This window comes from Brevundimonas sp. SS2672 (genome assembly GCF_059579685.1).
Window position 1 is genome coordinate 1,135,064 of sequence record NZ_CM184201.1, and the last position, 18,239, is coordinate 1,153,302.

The window sequence follows — 18,239 nt, forward strand, 5'->3', positions numbered from 1 at the left end:
CCCGCGTCAGGGCGCCCGGTCCGGGATCAGATTACGCGCCATCAGCGCCATGAACAGGGTCCACGGCAGATCCTGATGCCGCATCAGCACGCTTTCCGACAGGCTCAGCAGCAGGAAGGCCGCCAGCCAGGCCAGGCTCCAGTATCCCTCGCGTCGCCCCAGGCTGGACAGGCGCATGAGCACGGCCGCCGCTGTCACGGCTACGACGACGCCGACCAGGCTGACGCCGGCCCAGCCCAGCTCTGCGCGCAGGTCCAGCCAGCCCTGGTGGGCGGAAGGCACGCGCCACCCCGTCTCATGGCGGATCCACTCCATCGGTTCCGAGTGCGGCAGCCAGAAGGCGCTGTAGCCGTAACCCAGCCAGGGCCTGCGCTCGGCCATGCGGCCGATGGCGTCCCAGATTTCCGTACGGCCCGTCAGGCTGGGGTCCTTGCCGAACAAGGCCAGAATCTCGACGGAGAACTCGCTCCAGGCCCACAGACCGCCGACCAGGGCGACGCCCATGCACCAGACGGCGATGACGCCGAACACCGGCCCCAGACGCCGCACCAGCCGGCAAAGCAACACCAGACCGCCGCCCAGCACCGCCATGACGAGGGCGGTCTTGGACTGAGAGCCCAGCAAGGCCAGGGTGCAGACCGCCAGGGCGGCCAGAGCCAGGCGACGATCCTTCACGTCGGTCTGCGCCGCCAGCAGGGCGGAGGCGCCGATCAGGCCGACCGCCATGACCATGCCCAGTTGGTTCTTCTCGTACCAGACGCCTCGCCACATGCCGGCGTTGGCCTCATGGTGGATGCCGAACCCCGGAAAGATGAAGACGGCGATCAGGCTGCCGATCCCCAGGGTCAGGAAGGTCGCGGTCAGCAGTCGGGGCAGGGCGATCCCGCGAAAGACCGCGCCCAGATAGACGGCGAAGATCCCGGTCAGTCCCAGGGCGAGCACGCGCCGCTCGGTCACATCCGGGGCCTGGGACCACAGGCTGGACGCCAGCGCCATGACGACCATCAGCAACAGGGGGATGAAAGCAGGCCAGGCCGCCGCCATCCGGCGTGCGCGAAATCCGATCAGACCCAGGATCACCAGATAGATCGGCGGCCAGATCAGCCGCAGCACCGGCGTTTCCTGCTGCTGCGGCGCGAAGATCGGACCCAGAAGGGCGCCGGACAGCAGGGTCAGGATCAGACCGACCGCCGCCTGCTCCCACAGGGTGGGGGCGTCGGGATCGCGTCGTGAAAGGGCGGCCGCCCCCGTCACGCCTTCTCCACGAAGGTGTCGATGACCTTCTTTTCGCCCGCCTTGTCGAAGGCGACGACCAGCTTGTTGCCCTCGACCGCGCGGACGTGGCCGTAACCGAACTTCTGGTGGAATACGCGGTCGCCGCGCGCCCAGCCGGACGCCGCCTTGGGATCGGCCGTGGCGATTAGGCGGCCTTCGCCCTCGATCACCGCGCGGCGGGCATAGGCGGGCTTGGGCGTCTGGTTCGCAGTATAGGTCTGGGCGCGCTTCCAACCGGGACTGGAATAGCCGCCGCCGAAGGAGGGGGCGTCGTCCCAGCGGCTCTTGGCCTCCTTCATGCCGGTCGAGGCGCCGTAATAGCCGGTGTCCGACTGCGGCTCGACGTGGTCGATCGGCAGTTCATCGACGAAGCGGCTGGGCAGTTGCGAGGTCCAGCGGCCATAGACCATGCGGTTGGCGGCGAAACTGATGCGCGCGTCCTGCTTGGCGCGGGTGACGCCGACGTAGGCCAGGCGGCGTTCCTCCTCGAGGCCCTTCACGCCCTTCTCGTCGATGCTGCGCTGGCTGGGGAAGACGCCTTCCTCCCAGCCCGGCAGGAAGACCAGAGGGAACTCCAGCCCCTTGGCGCCGTGCAGCGTCATGATCTGCACCGAGCCCGATCCGTCGGCGTTCTCGTCGCGGCGCTCCAGGTCCATGACCAGCGAAACGTGCTCCAGATAGGCCTGCAGCGTCTCGAACGACTGCATCGACTGGGTCAGTTCCTTGAGGTTGTCCAACCGCGTCTGGCCGCTGGTGCGGTCGGCCTTCTGCATGGCGGTGTATCCGCTCTCGTCCAGCAGGGTCTCCGTCACCTGCCAGTGCGGCGTGCCCATGGCCATCAGGTCGCGCCAGCGGTCCAGGTCGCGCACGAAGTTGGCCAGCGGCGTGCGGGTGCGCGCCTGAAGCTCATCCGTCGTGATCAGGTGGCGCACCGCCTGCATGGCCGAGACGCCGTTCTCGCGCGCGATGTGCAGGATCTTCTGGACCGAGGTGTCGCCTATGCCGCGCTTGGGGACGTTGACGATGCGCTCGAACGCCAGATCGTCGTCCTCGGACTGGATCAGCCGCAAGTAAGCGTGGGCGTCGCGGATTTCCGCCCGCTCGAAGAAGCGCGGCCCGCCGATGACGACATAGGGAATGGCCAGCATCAGGAAGCGTTCTTCAAACGCCCGCATCTGGAATGACGCGCGAACAAGAACGGCCATGTCCTTGTAATTCATGCCCTGCTTGCGCGCGGTCTCGATCTCGTCGGCGATCAGGCGGGCCTCGGCCTCGCCGTCCCAGACGCCACGCACGCGCACCTTGTCGCCGCTGTCGTCCTCGGTCCACAGGGTCTTGCCCAATCGGTCCTGATTGGCTGCGATCAGGGCCGAGGCCGCGCCCAGGATGTGCTTGGTCGAACGGTAGTTGCGCTCCAGCCGGATGACCTTGGCGCCGGGGAAGTCACGCTCGAACCGCAGGATGTTGTCCACCTCGGCGCCGCGCCAGCCATAGATCGACTGATCGTCGTCGCCGACGCAGCAGACATTGCCGGTCGAGGAGGTCAGCAGCCGCAGCCACAGATACTGGGCGACGTTGGTGTCCTGGTACTCGTCCACCAGGATGTAGCGGAACCGGCGACGATATTCCTCTGCCAGATCAGCATGTTTCGACAGGATGGTGATGTTATGCAGCAACAGGTCGCCGAAGTCGCAGGCGTTCAGCGTCGCCAGCCGCGCCTGATAGGCGGCGTAGAGCGCCGGGCCCTTGCCGTTGGCGAAGTCCTCGCCCGGCGGCAGCTTGTCGGGCGTCCAGCCGCGGTTCTTCCAGTGGTCGATCATATGGGCCAGCGACTTGGGCGTGAACCGCTTGGTGTCGATGTCAGCCGCTTCCAGAAGCTGCTTCAGCAGCCGTTCCTGATCGTCGGTGTCGAGGATGGTGAAGCTGGACTTCAGCCCGACCAGTTCCGCATGGCGACGCAGGATCTGCGCCGCGACCGAGTGGAAGGTGCCCAGCCAGCGTAAGCCTTCGGACGACGGGCCGATCAGATGGCCGATCCGCTCGCGCATCTCGCGCGCGGCCTTGTTGGTGAAGGTGACGACCAGCAGCTCCCACGGCTTGGCCCGGCCCGTCGCCAGGATGTGCGCCAGTCGTGTGGTCAGGACGCGCGTCTTGCCCGTGCCCGCGCCCGCCAGCACCAGCACCGGCCCCTCGGTCGTCTCCACCGCCTCGCGCTGTTCGGGGTTCAGGCCCGCCAGATAGTCGTTCGCCGCGCCTTGGGGGGCCTGGGCGCGGGCGAGGTCGGAAATGCGGGGGGCGGGCAGGTCGGTCACAGGGGCAAGCACTCGGGCGGCGTCTGGGGCGGTCGCCCCGTCGGAATCTGAAGGGAGAACATAAGCAGCACAGCGGCCAAAGTCAGGCCTAATCGCACGGGCTGTTTCCGGAACCGTGCAGCCAGAGCGCCGTTGTCCCAGATGACAGGCCAACAAAGGGAAGGGATGCCTTATGGCGGAAAACTCCAGCGGCGGCGGGAACGCCGGTCTCGCCTTCATCGTCGGCGGTCTGGTCGTGGTGGTGGCCATCCTGGCCTGGTTCCTGCTGGGACGAGGCGGGGCGCCGGACACCAAGAACGTCGATGTCGAGGTCAAGCTGCCTGAGGTTTCGGCGCCGGCCGCGGCGGGCGGGAACTGAGGCGAGGCCATGACCGATCCGAACCTTCCTCCCGAGCGGGTGGTGCATCAGACCACGATCAACACCTCTTCGCCTTCGCCGCGAAAGAGCGGTGGCGTCGGCCTGGCCTTCGTCGTCGGCGGCCTGGTGGTGCTGGTGGCGATCATCGCCTGGTTCGTTTTCGGGAGCGGCCGCGTTCCGGAACCGGAGCGACCCAACCTGGACGTCGACATCACCGTGCCGACGCCGCGCCTTCCCGAGGTGCCCGACCGCCCGGCTCCGCCCGAACTGCCCCGCCCGAGCGAACCGCCGCAGGTGGCGACCCCGCCTTCTCAGGACTGAGCCGATGAGGCCGGCGCTGAAGAGGGTCTATGAGCCGCCGTCGAAATCGGACGGAACGCGCATTCTGATCGATCGCCTGTGGCCGCGGGGGCTGAGCAAGGACAAGGCCCATGTCGACCTGTGGCTCAAGGCGATCGCGCCCAGCACCGAACTGCGCCGCTGGTTCGGCCATGACCCCGAGAAATGGACCGAGTTCCAGCATCGTTATCGCGCGGAGCTCAAGGCCAACGGCGACGCCGTGTCCGAGTTGAAGGCCGCGCTCGCCGACGGTCCGGCGACGCTGGTTTATGGGGCGAGGGACGAAGCGCACAACGACGCCGTGGTGCTGGCGGATTATCTCGCCAACCTCTAACCGCTCATCCCGGCCTTCGCGGACCTATTTCAGCCGATAGCTGATGGTCGTGACGACCCGAACCTTCTTGTTCGGCGTGCTCGCCTCGTCGCCGGCGCCGTCGCGCGACAGGATCTCGAACGATCCTTGCCCCGCCGTCTTGATCGGCCCCAGAGGCGCGCCGGAGTCCTTGGCGAACTGTTCGGCGCCGGTGCGGGCGGCGGCGGTGGCCTCGGCGATCATGGCGGGCCGCACGTCGTTGAGCTTGGTGAAGAGGTAGGACGGGCCCTGGAAGTCCTGCAGCACCACGCCCTGGCGCACCAGATCGTTCAGATTGCGCGTGGTGGTCTGGACCCGGTCCACATCCGTGGTGCGGACGATGACGGTCTGGGTCAGGATGAAGCGCGGCCCGCCGGTCTGGCTGGCGTACTCGCGAGAGCGGGTGTCAGCCACGCCCAACTGGCCCAGGTCCACCGCGTCGTCGGGATAGCCTTGGGCCTTCAGGAACTGCCGCACGATGGCCAGGTCGCCGTCGATCCGCGCCTGCACCTCCGACAGCACGTCGCCCGAGGCGGTGAAGCGGATCGGCAGGACGGCCAGGTCGGCCTTCACGTCCTTTTCCGCCAGACCGCGCACGGTGACGGAGCGGTCCCCCGCGCGGGCGTTGACCACGCCCTGGCCGATCAGGGCGCCGCCGCCGATCAGTCCGATGGCCACCAGTCCGCCGAAGACGGCGGCGGGGATGAGGCGGTTCCTGTCGATGTCAGCGCTCATGAGGTCTTCTCTTCTGCGAAGCTGCGGTCGCCGCCGACCCACTGCAGGGCCAGGATGCGGCAGGCGGAGGCCAGGGGGCGGCGGCCCCGCCAGGCGTCGATGCGGATCAGCAGGCTGGATCGGCTCAGCGCCAGTTCGCCCGCGATGATATCCAGCACGGCCCAGAATTCAGGCTCCAGCGCCACCGAGGTGGCGTGGCCGGACAGCAGCACCGATCGCTTGACGAGACTGCTCAAGGTCTAGCGTACGCCCACCATCACGATCTCGACGCTGTTCGGCGCCCCGCGCGTCAGGACCGAATGGCGCGTGTCGGTGGTGAAGCGCAGGGCGCCCGACGGATCGCGGATTTCGGCGCGGGCGGCGTACTCCATGCGGCTGTCGATCCTGTCGTTCGGCACCGAAAGGGTGACGGCGTAGGGCGGGCCGCGGCCGTCCAGGCGCTGGGTCGTCTCCGCCAGGACACGAGCGGGGGCGTCGGCGCGGCTGACGTCCTCGACCTTGACGGTCAGAACATGGCCCGGCGGCAGCATGATGCGCTCGCGATAGGTCGCCGTGATCTGCACCTGGGTGGAGGCTGCGGGGCTCTGGGGCATGGACGAGCAGGCGGCGGCCAGAAGGGCCGGGGCCAGGACGAGAGGGGCGAGGAACAGGCGCATCGGCGTCTCCTTTGAGAGCAGCTTAACAGAACGCGCCAGCGTCGCATAAGGCTGCAACAGTTTGAGAGACGCGGGATAGGAAGCGGTGCTATCGGAAGTTCCCGTTTCGTTTCGATCGAGTCGCCGGCGTGTCCCAGTCAGAAGCTCCCCATTCCGAAACTCCGCCTTCACGCCTGTCGTCGCCGGCCCTGTTGGCCTTCGGCGGGGTCGGGGTCTGCGCCCTGATCTGGGGCACGACCTGGTACGCCATCACCTTCCAGCTGGGGGCCGTCGATCCGGTGGTGTCGGTGGTGCTGCGCTTCGGCATCGCCTCGACCTTGCTGGCCTTGATCGTCAAGGCGACGGGCGGGCGGCTGGCGCTGACGCGAGGGCAGCATCTGGCGGCGCTGGGACAGGGGCTGTTCTCCTTCGCCATCAGCTACGCCTTCGTCTACGCCTCGGAGGAGAAGATCGCCTCGGCCGTGGTGGCGGTGATCTTCGCCGCCCTGGCCTTCCTCAACCTGATCCTGTTTCGCGTGGCGTCGAAGCAGAAGGCGGCGCCGGCCGCCTGGCTGGGCGCGGGGCTGGGCGTGGTCGGCGTCGGCGTCCTGTCGGCGGGCGAGGTGATGGGTGCGGGGCTGGGCGTCCACGCCGTGGCCGGCGTCAGCTTCGCCGTGATCGCCGTCGTCGCCTCTGCGTTCGGCAACTGGTTCGCCTGGAGGGGACAGCAGGCCGGCTCGGGCGTCCTGCCGTCCACCGCCTGGGCCATGGCCTACGGCACGGGGACGCTGGCGCTCTACGCCCTGGTCACGGGCGTATCCTGGTCGGTGGCGTGGAGCCCGGCCTATGTGATTTCCCTGCTGTATCTGGCGGTGTTCGGCTCGGTCGTCGCCTTCGGCCTGTATTTCACCATCGCGCGGGCGAGGGGGTATGCGACCGCCAGCTACATCTCGGCCCTGACGCCGCCGATCGCCATGCTGGTGTCGGTGATGTTCGAAGGGGCGCGCTTCGGCCTGCTGGCCTTGCTCGGCCTGGCCCTGGTTCTGGCCGGACAGGTGTTCCTGATCCGCGCGCCCAAGCGTTCGGCGGCCTGATCAGGCGGCGCCGGTCGCGATCGGCGCATCCGGCCGGGCGCCCCATTCAGCCCACGACCCGTCATAGAGGCGCGACGGCCGCCCCAGCACGGCCAGCCCCAGCGTCAGGATCGCCGCCGTCACGCCTGAGCCGCAACTGGTGATGACGGGCCGCTCCAGATCGACGCCCGCCGCGCGAAAGGCCTCTTCCAGCGCCGCGCCCTGTTTCAATGTCCCGTCCGTGTTCAGCAGGTTGGAGAAGGGCAGGTTCAGCGCCCCCGGCATATGACCTGCGCGCACGCCAGGACGCGGCTCGGCCGCTTCGCCTCGGAACCGAGCGGCGCCGCGCGCATCGACCACCTGAAGGCCGTCCGCCGGCGCGGCCCCGACCTGATTGAAATCCGCCACGGCGTCGGCGTCGAACCGCGTTTCGAAGCGAGCGGCGCCTGGCGCGGCGGGAACTCCGCCCTCCAGAGGCCGCCCCTCGACCTTCCACTTGGGCAGACCGCCGTCCAGTACGCGCACGCGCCGCGCGCCCATCGTCCGCAGCGTCCACCAGACCCGCGCCGCCGAGAACAGCCCCTGCGCGTCATAGACGACGATGTCGTCCGTCGCCTCGACGCCCATCGCGCCCATCGCCTCGGCGAAGGTCTGGGGCGACGGCAGCATGTGCGGATAGGGGCTTTCCCGATCCGACACGGCGTCGAGATCGAAGAAGACGGCGCCGGGCAGCCGCTCGCGCTCGAAATCCGCTCGCGCGTCACGCCCGTCCAGCCACCAGCTGGCGTCAATGATCCTCAGGTCCGGCGCACCCAGCCGCGACGCCAGCGCTTCGGTTGAGATCAGGGGCGTGTCGGTCGTGCTCATGCAATCAGATTACCATGATCGCGCGGCTGGTGGTCAGGGCCTGAGTCGCTCGGTAAGTTGCGAAATCGCATCCGCGACGCCACCTGTCCGACGCAAAGTCGCGGCATAGGCCCGCGAACCGCCGTTGAAACCAGTTGAAAGCGCCGCCGTGACCTCTCCGAACGCCGTCATCACCCTGTCCGAAGGCCTCAAGAAACCCGTCGTCATCGGCGGCGGCGCCCGCATCGTCTTCATCGCCGGCCCGTGCCAGATGGAAAGCCGCCAGCATGCGCTGGAGACCGCCCATGCGCTGAAGGAGATCGGCGAGCGGCTGAACCTCGGCATCATCTACAAGACCAGCTTCGACAAGGCGAACCGCACCAGCGCCAGCGCCGCGCGCGGCATCGGCCTGAAGGACGCCCTGCCGATCTTCGCCGAGATCCGTGAAGTCACCGGCCTGCCGACCCTGACCGACGTCCACTCCGAGGCCCAGTGCGGCCCGGTCGGCGAGGTCGTGGACGTGCTGCAGATCCCGGCCTTCCTGTCCCGCCAGACCGATCTGCTGCTGGCCGCCGCCGCCACGGGCAAGGCGATCAACATCAAGAAGGGTCAGTTCCTGGCTCCCTGGGACATGAAGAACGTCATCGCCAAGGTCACGGGCGCGGGCAATCCCAACGTCATGGCCTGCGAGCGCGGCGCCAGCTTCGGCTACAACACCCTGGTCAGCGACATGCGCGCCCTGCCGATCCTGCGCGAGATCGGCTGCCCCGTCGTCTTCGATGCGACCCACAGCGTCCAGCAGCCGGGCGGGCAGGGCACGTCTTCGGGCGGCCAGCGCGAGTTCGTGCCGGTTCTGGCCCGCGCCGCCGTCTCGGTCGGCGTCGACGCCGTCTTCATGGAGACGCACGAAGACCCGGACAACGCTCCCTCGGACGGCCCCAACATGGTGCCGCTGAACCAGTTCGAGGCCCTGGCCGCCGAACTGATCGCCTTCGACGACCTGGCCATCAAGCTGGGTCACAAGGGGCCGATGGCGAAGGCGGCGTGAATCCGCTAGTTCGGCGTCATGGCTGAACGTTCTCTCGATCTCGGCGCCCTGCAGTCCTTGCTGGAGCGCGTGCGCGACCTGAAGGTCGCCTGCGTCGGCGATCTCATGCTGGATCGCTATGTCTATGGCGAGGTCAACCGCATCTCGCCCGAGGCGCCGATCCCCGTCCTGCGCGCGCGCCGCACCGTGGCCATGCCCGGCGGCGTCGGCAACGTCGCCCGCAACGTCGCGGCTCTGGGCGGTCAGGCCCGTCTGGGGGCCGTGGCGGGCAATGATGCGGCAGGCGCAAAACTGGCCGATCTGATCGCCGCCGAAGACCGGATCGAGGACGCCCTGATCCGGCCCGCAGGCGCCGCCACCATCGTCAAGACGCGCTTCGTCGCCGCCGGCCAGCAACTGCTGCGTCTGGACGACGAGGCCGCGACCCATTCCGGCTATGCCGACAAGGCGGTGTTCCGGGGCGCGGGCGCCATCCTGCTGTCCGACTACGCCAAGGGCGTGGTGGATGACGGCGCCGTTCAGGCGGCGCTGTGGGCCGGGGCCGAATATGGCGCGCCGGTCATCGTCGATCCCAAGGGCCGCGACTTCGCCCGCTATGGCGCGGTCGACGTCATCAAGCCGAACGCCAGCGAACTGGCGGGCGCCACCGGCCTGCCGACCGAGACCGACGAACAGGTTGAGGCGGCGCTGGCCGCCCTGCTGGCCTCGACGACCGCCAAGGCCGTCATCGTCACCCGCGCGGGCAAGGGCATGACGCTGGCGCGACGCGGTGGCGGCGTCACCCACTTCCCCGGCCGGGCGCGCGAAGTGTTCGACGTATCAGGCGCCGGCGACACCTGCCTCGCCGCCCTTGGCCTGGCGCTGGGCGCGGGCGCGACGCTGGAGCAGGCGGTGCAGTTCGCCATCCTCGCGTCGGGCGTCGTGGTGGGCAAGAGCGGCACCGCCGTCGTCACCCCCGCCGAACTGATTGAGGCCGAGATGAGCCAGCACGCGGCCCTGGCCCAGTCCAAGGTCACGCCGCTGGACGAACTGGCCGATCAGGTCGAGGCGTGGAAGCGTCAGGGCCTGAAGGTCGGTTTCACCAACGGCTGCTTCGACATCCTTCACCGCGGTCACGTCGCCTATCTGGCCCAGGCGCGCAGCTGGTGCGACCGGCTGGTGGTGGCGCTGAACACCGACGCCTCGGTGCGCCGCCTGAAGGGCGAGGGCCGCCCCGTCAATGATCTGGACAGCCGCGCCGCCGTCATCGGCGGTCTGGCCAGCGTCGATCGCGTCACCGCCTTCGACGACCCGACCCCCATCGCCCTGATCGAGCGGCTGAAGCCGGACGTGCTGATCAAGGGCTCGGACTACACCAAGGACAAGGTGGTCGGCGCCGCTGAGGTCGAAAGCTGGGGCGGCGAAGTCCGTCTGGCCGACTTCGCCGACGGCTATTCCACCACGAAGACCATCGAGAAGATGACGGGAGAGACAGCATGACGCCCAGAATGATCGTCGTCACCGGCGGCGCGGGCTTCATCGGCTCCAACATCGTCGCCCGCCTGTGCGAGAGCGGCGCCTGGGACGTGGTCGTCTGCGACCGGCTGGAGACGGCCGATCTCGCCAAGTGGAAGAACATCGCCAAACACCCCATCGCCGATCTGTGGGCGCCCGAAGAGCTGTTCGACCAGCTGGAGCGTCACGCCGACCGCATCGAGGCGGTGATCCACATGGGCGCCATCTCCTCGACGACGGAGCCGGACGCCGACCTGATCCTGCGCACCAACTTCAGCCTGTCGCGTGATATCTGGGACTGGTGCGCGGTGCGTAACGTGCGGATGATCTACGCTTCGTCGGCCGCCACCTACGGCGACGGCGAGGCTGGCTTCGAGGATCGCGACGATCCTGAGAGCCTGAATGCGCTGCGCCCGCTAAACGCCTATGGGTATTCGAAATATCTGTTCGACCAGTATGCCGTGCGTCAGGCCGATCGCGACGAGGCGCCGCCTCAATGGGCCGGGCTGAAGTTCTTCAACGTCTATGGCCCGAACGAGGGCCACAAGGGCGGGATGAAGTCGGTCGTCGCCCAGATCTGGCCCAAGGTTCAGGCGGGCGAGACGGTCAGCCTGTTCCGCTCGCACAACCCGAACTACCCCGACGGCGGCCAGCTGCGCGACTTCGTCTTCGTCGACGACGTGGTCGGCATCATCCTGTGGCTGCTTGAGCGCGAGGACATCTCGGGCGTGTTCAACGCCGGATCGGGGCAGGCGCGCTCCTTCGCCGATCTGGCGCGGGCCACTTTCGCGGCGGCGGGCAAGGAGCCGTCCATCGCCTATATCGACATGCCCGAGGCGATCCGAGACCGCTATCAGTACTTCACCGAGGCCAGCATGGATCGCATCCGCGCCCTCGGTTACGGCGGCCAGTCGACCCCGCTGGAAGAAGGCGTGCGCCGCTATGTCCAGGACTTCCTGGCCCAGCCGGACCCGTATCGCTGATGTGGCCGAAGCTGACCTTTCGACAGTGGGTCGGCTATGCGGGCTTCGCGCTCGTCCTGCTGCTGACGGCGGCGGTGGCTGTCTGGCGGGGGGACATCCTGCGTGCCGGGCTGGACCCGCAGATCCCGTTCCAGACCTATAAGCCGCCGGCGGTGCCGGACTACGCCTCCGAGGACGCCTGGGCCCTGCTGAACGCGCGCGCGCCGGGCGCGGGCCCCGCCCACGTCTTCTTCATCCATTCCACCACCTACGACGGCGGCAGCGACTGGAACGGGGCCATCGACGACCGCCGCGCCCTGGACAAGCTGCGCAGCGTCGTCCTGCCCAACTACGCCGGACCGTTCGCCTCGGCGGGCGACGTCAGCGCGCCCCTGTATCGTCAGGCCAGCCTCTACAGCCGCCTGACCCTGCGCGAGGACGCGCGCGAGGCGCGGGCCTTCGCCTATGGGGATGTTCAGGCTGCCTTCGATCGTTGGCTGGCGGCGCGGCCGGAGGGGCCGATCGTCCTCGTCGGAGTGGAGCAGGGCGCCGACATTCTGGATCGTCTGCTGCACGACCGCGTGGCCAGGACGCCTTCGCTCAAGACGCGTCTCGTCGCCGCCTATCTGATCGAGGGCGTGACGCCGACGGCGCGTTTCACCCACACGCCCCTGTGCCGCACGCCGGACCAGACCGGCTGCGCCCTGTCGTGGCGCTCGGTCGAGGAGAATGCGGAGGGCGAGGCCAGACGCCTCATTCGTCGCGCCCTGACCTGGAACGACCGCGGCGCCTTGATCGAGGCGGCGGAGACGCCCATCGCCTGCGTCAATCCGGTGACGGGTTCAGTCGACGCCCCGATCTCGCAGGCGCGCGAGAGCCGGGGCGCCACCAACGCCACCAACCTGGAATGGGGCGCGCGTCCCGCCCTTCAGCGCCGTCTGGTGGAGGCGGAGTGCCGGAACGGCATCCTGTGGCGGTCGCGCCTGACGTCAGAGTCCTTCCGCACGCCCGCATCCTGGGCCGATCAGCGCAAGATCCCCGCCTATAATCTCTTCTACGCCGATATAGAGGCCGATGTGATGCGTCGCCTCAAGGCCTGGGAGGCCGCCCAAGACTGAGCCTGCCGGTCGTCAGACCATGCCCATGTTCATCGCGGCCATCAGGGCGTCGCGGATGGCGGCGTCGGTGAAAGGCTTCTGCACCGTGGGGTTGCCGCGCCAGTGCTCGGGCAGGCCGCTTTCGCCGTAGCCGGTCGAGAAGACGAAGGGGACCCCCCGCGCCTTCAGCGCCTCTGCGATGGGAAACACCTCCTGGCCGGCCACATTGACGTCCAGCAGGGCGGCGTCGAGATCGATCTCGCTGGCCACGACGCGCAGGCCGTCGCCGACGTTCGATTCCGGACCCACGACGGCGCAGCCCATGTCGCTGAGGATGGTCTCCAGCAGCATGGCGACCAGGGACTCGTCCTCGACGATCAGCACGCGGCGGCCGGACAGCGCTTCAGTCATGCGATTTCCATTTCCAGAGGCAGGCTGATCTCGGCGCAGAAGCCTTGGGACGGGTAGGAGAGCTGGACCGTGCCGTGCAGATCGTGGCGCACGTTGCGCTCGATCAGGCGGGTGCCGAAGCCGCGTCGTTCGGGTTCAGGGATGGGCGCGCCGCCCAATTCGCGCCAGGTGATCTCCAGGCGCGGCGATTTCTGGTCGGCCAGGCGCCAGTCGACGATGACGCGCCCGTCGCCACAGGCCAGGGCCCCGTATTTGGCGGCGTTGGTGGCCAGCTCATGGAAGACCATGCCCAGCGACAAGGCGCGCGCGGGTGACAAGGCCACGTGTGGTCCGTTCAGGGTCAGCCGCCCCAGGCCGTGCGCCTTGGTCTCATGCTCCAGAACCGCGCGCAGATCAGCGCCTTCCCAGTGGCTGCGGGTCAGCAGGTCATGAGTGTGGGACAAGGCCAGGATGCGGGACTGGAAGGCGGCGGCGAAGGAACTGGGGTCCTCATGGGTGCGCGCCGTCTGCATGGCGATCGACTGGACGGTGGCCAGGGTGTTCTTCACCCGATGGTTCAGTTCGTCGATCATCAGCTTCTGGCGTTCGGCGGCCAGAACCACATCGGTGACGTCGTGGCCTTGGACGAAGATGCCGACGATGTGGCCTGCGTCGTCGCGAATGGGCTGATAGGCGAAGTCGATGTAGCGGTAGTCCAGCGGTCCGTCCTGCGCGTGCCGAAGGGCGAAGGCGCGCTGGCGGCCATAGACCGGCTCGCCGGTCTCGAACACGTCGTTGAGGAAGTCGAGGTGGCCCTGATCGCTCAGCTCGGGCAGGGCGTCGCGGACGGGCTGGCCCAGGATGTCCCGGTGGCTGACCAGGCGGTAGCAGGCGTCGTTGCAGAACTGGATGATGTGGTCCGGACCGTTCAGCACCGCGACGAAGCCCGGCGCGTTCATCAACATGTCGGTCAGCTGTTTGCGTTCGGCTTCGAGGCGCTGGTTGTTGGCCTCGATCTTGACGGCCCGCTGAAACACCTCGCCGCCGACCATGGCGTCCAGGGCGGAGGTCGGTTCTGCTTCTCCGATCTTGTAACGCAGGCGCAGCAGGTCGGTCACATCGCTGGTGTGCTGCAGGATATGGGTGACCTCGCCGGCCTCATTCTTGATCGGCGTGTGGGTGCAGCTCCAGAACCGGTCGTCGAAGACGGGCGTGCCGTCGGGACCGGGGATCAGGACGGGATAGTGCAGGATGGCCAGGTGATCCGGCTGCCCGGTGCTCAGCACCTTGTCGAAGGAGGCGCGCAGGCGGCGGCCTTCCTCTTCGCTGTCCGGGGCGTCGCCCGGCGCGAAAATCTCCATGACGTGGTGGCCGATCAACGCTTCACGCGTGCGTTGCGTGATGTCCAGATAGGCCTGGTTCATTCCGGCGAACCGAAGGTCGCGATCCAGCAACATGTAGGGATTGGGAGAGGAGTCGAACGCCGCCACCAGATCGATTGTTTTGGCGAGCTTGCGCAAACTCCATCCCCCTCTCACTGACTCCTTAACGCAGGATCAGCGGAAAGGGTGCCAGTTTCTGGGGCGAAAATGCAGCAAAAGTAAAGGTTGCCGTCTAGGCGTTCAGGCGCAGCGCTTCGGATAGGGCCAGGTGCATCGCCTTGGGCCGGTAATCGATGTCATAGGGCAGGCCGCGGTTGGGCGGAGCGTCCGCGTACTGACGTTGCGGCGGCTCGGACAGCCAGGAATGGCGGTCGCTCAGACCCCAGGTGACGACGCCTCGCACCTGGGGGAAGACCAGCATGGTCTCCAGATAGCGGCGCGTCTCATCGGCTACCTTCTGATCCCGCGCGGCCGCCGCGTCGTGGAAGCCGGCTTCCTTGACGTCCAGTTCGGTGATGGTGATCTCCAGCCCCAGGTCGACCAATTGCCGGGTCATGTCGCGCAGATCTTCGACCGCCAGCGGTCCCTTGGACAGATCCAGGTGCGCCTGCACGCCGACGCCGTCCAGCGGCGTCCCCGAGGCGCGCAGCCGTCGCGCCAGGGCGACGATGGCCTTGCGCCGGGCCTGATCCACCGGATTGTCGTATTCAAAGCCGTAGTCGTTGACGACCAGATGGGCCTGGGGCGCAAGGGCGCGGGCCTCTTCCAGGGTGCGCTCGATATAGGTCGGGCCGAAGGCGCGGTGGAAGACGTTGCGCCTCAGGCCGCCCGCGCCGCCCTGGGTGTCGATCGGTTCATTGATGACGTCCCACTCGGTGATGCGCTCGCCGTATCGTTTGAGGACGCGCTCCAGATGGCCCGACATCAGCGACCAGTCGCGACGACGCAGCATCTCCTGCCTGGCCCAGTCGGGCGTGCCCTGGTCCCACAGCAGGGTGTGGCCGCGAACCTGCATCCCGTGGCGCTGGGAGAAGTCGAGCAGATCGTCGACGGGGGCGAAGTTGAACTCGCCCTTGCGCCACTCCAGGGCGTTCCACTTCAGGTGGATTTCAGGCGTCAGCACCTGGCAGTCGCGCAGGACCGCACCGCGCAATTCGGCGCTTTGGCGAAGCTGTTCGGCGCGGACGGCGGCGCCGAAATAGCGGCCCTGGGTCCTGGCGGCGTCAGCGAGGGCGGGGAGCTTCACGGGCGGAGGGTCCAGCGGCGCGCCTTCGCGCACCGGACGCCAGGCGGCCAGACCAAGGGCGGGCGCCAGCGCGGCGGCGCCGATGAAGACGCGTCTGGTGGGTCGCGGCAGCATCCGGCTGCACCTCCTCAGGAACGCGAGAAGGTTGCCTGACTACGCTTAACTTCTCGTTAAGGCGCAATCTTAAGAGGCGTCATGGACAATAAGTTGGGCGTGAAAACGGTGTTTCCATGAGCTGAGCGGCCCAATTCGCCCGCCGGACTGCGACCCGCCTTAGAAGCTTCGATAGAAACCGACCCGTAGATAGGCCTGGGAATCTCGTTCATCGCCGTCGCTGAGGCCTACAGAAACTTGGATTTCTGAGCGATAATTCAGTTTGAATCCGGCGACGGGCCCCACGTGATAGGCGTTGTAGTTGGTGTCGCCTTCGGCCGCGACCTCCATGCCCAGGCGCACCCGGCCGGACGATCCGACCTGATGGGTCAGGCTGACCAAGGCGTTGTAGTCGTCCACCTCGAAGCCGTAGGAGCCGTACCAGTCGACCCGCCAGGGGCCGGAGACATGGCCGCCGTCCAGGGAGACGATGACCCCGCCCTGGCCGCCGTCGCGCCGGTTGCCGGGATCGGCGGGGCTCAGGTCCGTATCGACATAGCGATAGCCCACGCCGACGCTGCCCCAGGTCGGCCCGTCGCCGAAGCGATAGATCAGCTCCGCCTGGGCGCCGGTGAAGTCGGCGTCGATCTCGTTCGGGCCCGAGTTGTAGTCATAGCTGCCGGTGTAGACGGAGCCCCGCACCGCAAAGCCCCTGGAGTCGACCGAGCCCGGCAGGCCGATCGTCGCCCCGGCATAGGCGCTGTCGGCGACGTCCAGCTGACCGCCGGCGAAGATGGTCACGTCGCTTTGCGCCGAGGCGGGGCCGACCCAGGCGACGGCCGCGCAGGCGAAGGCCGCGGCCGTCAGGGCGGCCAGCGAAGTCATCGGGCGTCGACGATGGGGCATGGGTCAGTTCCTTGCGAAGTATCGAACGCGCCAGATGCTGGCGACGCCTGCGACGGGCGCTTCACGCATACAGAACAGGGGGGCGAATGCTGTCATACGACCAATCTTCCCCTGGAGAGTTGTTCCAGACTTTCAGCGCTGCGGTCAATGGGCGCGCGGGCGTGCGACACCCAGGCGATCAGCTCCTCCATGCCCTGGTCCATGGAGCGCCGAGGGGTGAAGCCGAAGGTGCGCTCGATCTTGGAGATGTCGCCGAAGCAGTGGCGGATATCCCCGACCCGGTAGCGGTTCAGCACCTCCGGGGCGATGTTCTTGCCCAGCAATCGGGCCAGGACGCCGGCGATCTCATTGATCGAGACGGGCGCGCCGCTGCCGACGTTGAACACGTCCCAGATCTCGCGGTCGTCGTCCAGCACGGTGGCGAAGGCTTCGGCCACGTCCTGCACGTGGACGAAGTCGCGCATCTGCCGCCCGTCCTCGAAGACCAGCGGCGGCTGGTCGTTCATCAGCCGCGAGATGAAGATGGCGGCCACGCCCGTATAGGGATTGCTCAGCGCCTGGCGCGAACCATAGGCGTTGAACAGCCGCAGGGCCACGGTGGGGATGCGCAGGGCGCGGCCGACCGACAGGAACATCTCCTCATGGTCGCGCTTGTTCACCGCATAGATGGAGTTGGGCTGCAGCAGCTTCTCCTCCGGCGTGGGGCAGGGCTCCAGCGACTCTCCGTCGACCATCAGGTCCCAGTGACGCGCCTCCAACTGAGCGTGCGGACGCACGTCGGCGGTCACATGGGCGCCGGTCGAGGGGCGGACGTAATCACCCTCGCCATAGATCGACATGGACGAGGCGACGGCGATCCGTTCCACCGTGTGCGGTCGCTGGGACAGGGTCTCCAGCATGACGGCCGCCGTCATGACGTTGTTGCGGGTGTAGTCGACGATGTTGGTCATGCTCTGACCCACACCGACCGAGGCGGCGAGGTGGGCCAGATGGGTCACCCCGTCCAGCGCCGCCTCGAACACGCCGTCTTCCAGCAGGTCGCCCCTGATGCGGCGGGCCTGCGCGTCGAGGTAGACGGGCCACCCATCCGCATCCAGTTCGGCGTCGCCGTGGACCTGAGGCGACAGACTGTCCAGGACCGTCACCCGATAGCCCCGCGCCAGCATGGCGTCGACCAGGTGCGAGCCGATGAAGCCCGCCCCGCCCGTGATGAGAATGTGCCTGTGCATGATCGTCTGCTTAGTGCTGGTGATGACGAAGGGCGCCGAACTCATCCAGCTTGGTGCGGACGAGGGTGTTGTTGGCGTCGATCTTCTCGGTCCGCTGCCAGGCCAGGCCGCTGTCCCGCAGATACATGACGAAGCCCAGCGTCAGCGGGATGATCCAGACGCACCACCAGACCATGATGAAGATGGGATTGACCATCAGCATGTAGCCGAGGCGCGCGCCCGCGCCGTCCAGCACCAGGTCGGTCCGCCGCCACGTCTTGATGTAGAGGCCGATCATCAGGATCGAGAAGGCGACGATGTTGAAGATCGACAGGATCACCAGCCACAGCGGCAGGAAGTCCGCGCCCTGAAAGAACCGCCAGGCCGCCCAGACGCCCAGGGGGATGCCCAGGGTGTTCACCCACATGGACATGCAGGGTAGGAAGTTCATCCAGACGCGGACCCGTTCGCCGAAGCTGAAGTCCATC

At 67.7% G+C, this 18,239-nt stretch carries 20 protein-coding genes; 8 read left to right on the top strand and 12 right to left on the bottom strand.

The window, feature by feature from the left end:
* Positions 1 to 6: 6 nt before the first annotated feature.
* Both AC52GN_RS05720 and AC52GN_RS05725 read right to left on the bottom strand, forming a co-directional pair.
* The gene (locus AC52GN_RS05720) at positions 7 to 1,254 is read right to left on the bottom strand and encodes an O-antigen ligase family protein (protein ID WP_496528464.1); all 1,248 of its coding nucleotides are present in this window, start codon (positions 1,252 to 1,254) and stop codon (positions 7 to 9) included.
* On the bottom strand, positions 1,251 to 3,599 hold the full coding sequence (locus AC52GN_RS05725; protein WP_496528465.1) for an ATP-dependent helicase: 2,349 nt from the start codon (positions 3,597 to 3,599) through the stop codon (positions 1,251 to 1,253). Before AC52GN_RS05725 ends, AC52GN_RS05720 begins: the two co-directional genes overlap by 4 nt.
* Before the next feature lie 160 nt (positions 3,600 to 3,759).
* Between AC52GN_RS05725 and AC52GN_RS05730 the strand changes: the two genes are divergently transcribed.
* From AC52GN_RS05730 to AC52GN_RS05740, 3 genes are read left to right on the top strand one after another with little or no spacing between them, the layout of a single operon-like run.
* Positions 3,760 to 3,945, top strand: coding sequence for a hypothetical protein (locus tag AC52GN_RS05730; RefSeq protein ID WP_496528466.1), 186 nt, complete (start codon positions 3,760 to 3,762; stop codon positions 3,943 to 3,945).
* Positions 3,946 to 3,954: 9 nt separating this feature from the next.
* Entirely contained in the window at positions 3,955 to 4,266 is a 312-nt protein-coding gene (locus AC52GN_RS05735) for a hypothetical protein (protein WP_496528467.1), read from the top strand.
* Between the two features lie 4 nt (positions 4,267 to 4,270).
* Entirely contained in the window at positions 4,271 to 4,618 is a 348-nt protein-coding gene (locus AC52GN_RS05740) for a DUF488 domain-containing protein (protein WP_496528468.1), read from the top strand.
* A 24-nt stretch (positions 4,619 to 4,642) separates the two neighbouring features.
* On the opposite strand, the gene AC52GN_RS05745 is transcribed toward AC52GN_RS05740, so the two are convergent.
* Genes AC52GN_RS05745 through AC52GN_RS05755 form a run of 3 tightly spaced genes read right to left on the bottom strand, consistent with a single transcriptional unit; the run spans position 4,643 to position 6,027 of the window.
* On the bottom strand, positions 4,643 to 5,371 hold the full coding sequence (locus tag AC52GN_RS05745) for an SIMPL domain-containing protein (protein ID WP_291781955.1): 729 nt from the start codon (positions 5,369 to 5,371) through the stop codon (positions 4,643 to 4,645).
* Positions 5,368 to 5,607, bottom strand: coding sequence for a ribbon-helix-helix domain-containing protein (locus AC52GN_RS05750; protein WP_312217769.1), 240 nt, complete (start codon positions 5,605 to 5,607; stop codon positions 5,368 to 5,370). Before AC52GN_RS05750 ends, AC52GN_RS05745 begins: the two co-directional genes overlap by 4 nt.
* 3 nt (positions 5,608 to 5,610) lie before the next feature.
* Entirely contained in the window at positions 5,611 to 6,027 is a 417-nt protein-coding gene (locus AC52GN_RS05755) for a YbaY family lipoprotein (RefSeq protein ID WP_496528469.1), read from the bottom strand.
* A 128-nt stretch (positions 6,028 to 6,155) separates the two neighbouring features.
* On the opposite strand from AC52GN_RS05755, the gene AC52GN_RS05760 reads away from it, so the two are divergent.
* Positions 6,156 to 7,100 (top strand): DMT family transporter, encoded by a 945-nt coding sequence (locus tag AC52GN_RS05760; RefSeq protein WP_338575658.1) that lies wholly within the window; start codon positions 6,156 to 6,158, stop codon positions 7,098 to 7,100.
* Here AC52GN_RS05760 and sseA read toward each other — a convergent pair whose 3' ends face one another.
* A complete protein-coding gene (gene sseA, locus AC52GN_RS05765; RefSeq protein ID WP_496528470.1) occupies positions 7,101 to 7,946 on the bottom strand; it encodes a 3-mercaptopyruvate sulfurtransferase in 846 nt (281 codons plus the stop codon).
* Positions 7,947 to 8,070: 124 nt separating this feature from the next.
* Between sseA and kdsA the strand changes: the two genes are divergently transcribed.
* Genes kdsA through AC52GN_RS05785 form a run of 4 tightly spaced genes read left to right on the top strand, consistent with a single transcriptional unit; the run spans position 8,071 to position 12,547 of the window.
* Positions 8,071 to 8,973, top strand: coding sequence for a 3-deoxy-8-phosphooctulonate synthase (kdsA, locus tag AC52GN_RS05770; RefSeq protein WP_496528471.1), 903 nt, complete (start codon positions 8,071 to 8,073; stop codon positions 8,971 to 8,973).
* An 18-nt stretch (positions 8,974 to 8,991) separates the two neighbouring features.
* Positions 8,992 to 10,452: a D-glycero-beta-D-manno-heptose 1-phosphate adenylyltransferase gene (rfaE2, locus tag AC52GN_RS05775; RefSeq protein ID WP_496528472.1), complete on the top strand. Its 1,461-nt coding sequence runs from the start codon at positions 8,992 to 8,994 to the stop codon at positions 10,450 to 10,452.
* Positions 10,449 to 11,450 carry an ADP-glyceromanno-heptose 6-epimerase gene (gene rfaD, locus AC52GN_RS05780; RefSeq protein ID WP_496528473.1) on the top strand — a complete coding sequence of 334 codons (1,002 nt, stop codon included), beginning with the start codon at positions 10,449 to 10,451 and terminating at the stop codon, positions 11,448 to 11,450. The genes rfaE2 and rfaD overlap by 4 nt, the downstream gene beginning before the upstream one ends.
* The gene (locus AC52GN_RS05785; RefSeq protein ID WP_496528474.1) at positions 11,450 to 12,547 is read left to right on the top strand and encodes a DUF3089 domain-containing protein; all 1,098 of its coding nucleotides are present in this window, start codon (positions 11,450 to 11,452) and stop codon (positions 12,545 to 12,547) included. The genes rfaD and AC52GN_RS05785 overlap by 1 nt, the downstream gene beginning before the upstream one ends.
* 12 nt (positions 12,548 to 12,559) lie before the next feature.
* On the opposite strand, the gene AC52GN_RS05790 is transcribed toward AC52GN_RS05785, so the two are convergent.
* The 6 genes from AC52GN_RS05790 to AC52GN_RS05815 all read right to left on the bottom strand — a co-directional run bounded on the left by AC52GN_RS05790 (position 12,560) and on the right by AC52GN_RS05815 (position 18,238).
* Positions 12,560 to 12,937: a response regulator gene (locus AC52GN_RS05790; RefSeq protein WP_291781981.1), complete on the bottom strand. Its 378-nt coding sequence runs from the start codon at positions 12,935 to 12,937 to the stop codon at positions 12,560 to 12,562.
* A complete protein-coding gene (locus AC52GN_RS05795; protein ID WP_312217760.1) occupies positions 12,934 to 14,436 on the bottom strand; it encodes a sensor histidine kinase in 1,503 nt (500 codons plus the stop codon). The genes AC52GN_RS05790 and AC52GN_RS05795 overlap by 4 nt, the downstream gene beginning before the upstream one ends.
* 94 nt (positions 14,437 to 14,530) lie before the next feature.
* Positions 14,531 to 15,658 carry an endo-1,4-beta-xylanase gene (locus tag AC52GN_RS05800; protein WP_496528475.1) on the bottom strand — a complete coding sequence of 376 codons (1,128 nt, stop codon included), beginning with the start codon at positions 15,656 to 15,658 and terminating at the stop codon, positions 14,531 to 14,533.
* 159 nt (positions 15,659 to 15,817) lie between these two features.
* Complete coding sequence (bcsS, locus tag AC52GN_RS05805) at positions 15,818 to 16,543, bottom strand: cellulose biosynthesis protein BcsS (RefSeq protein WP_496528476.1); 726 nt, start codon at positions 16,541 to 16,543, stop codon at positions 15,818 to 15,820.
* A gap of 92 nt (positions 16,544 to 16,635) precedes the next feature.
* Positions 16,636 to 17,772: an NAD-dependent epimerase/dehydratase family protein gene (locus AC52GN_RS05810; RefSeq protein WP_338575644.1), complete on the bottom strand. Its 1,137-nt coding sequence runs from the start codon at positions 17,770 to 17,772 to the stop codon at positions 16,636 to 16,638.
* Between the two features lie 10 nt (positions 17,773 to 17,782).
* The gene (locus tag AC52GN_RS05815) at positions 17,783 to 18,238 is read right to left on the bottom strand and encodes a hypothetical protein (protein WP_496528477.1); all 456 of its coding nucleotides are present in this window, start codon (positions 18,236 to 18,238) and stop codon (positions 17,783 to 17,785) included.
* Position 18,239: the final 1 nt, after the last annotated feature.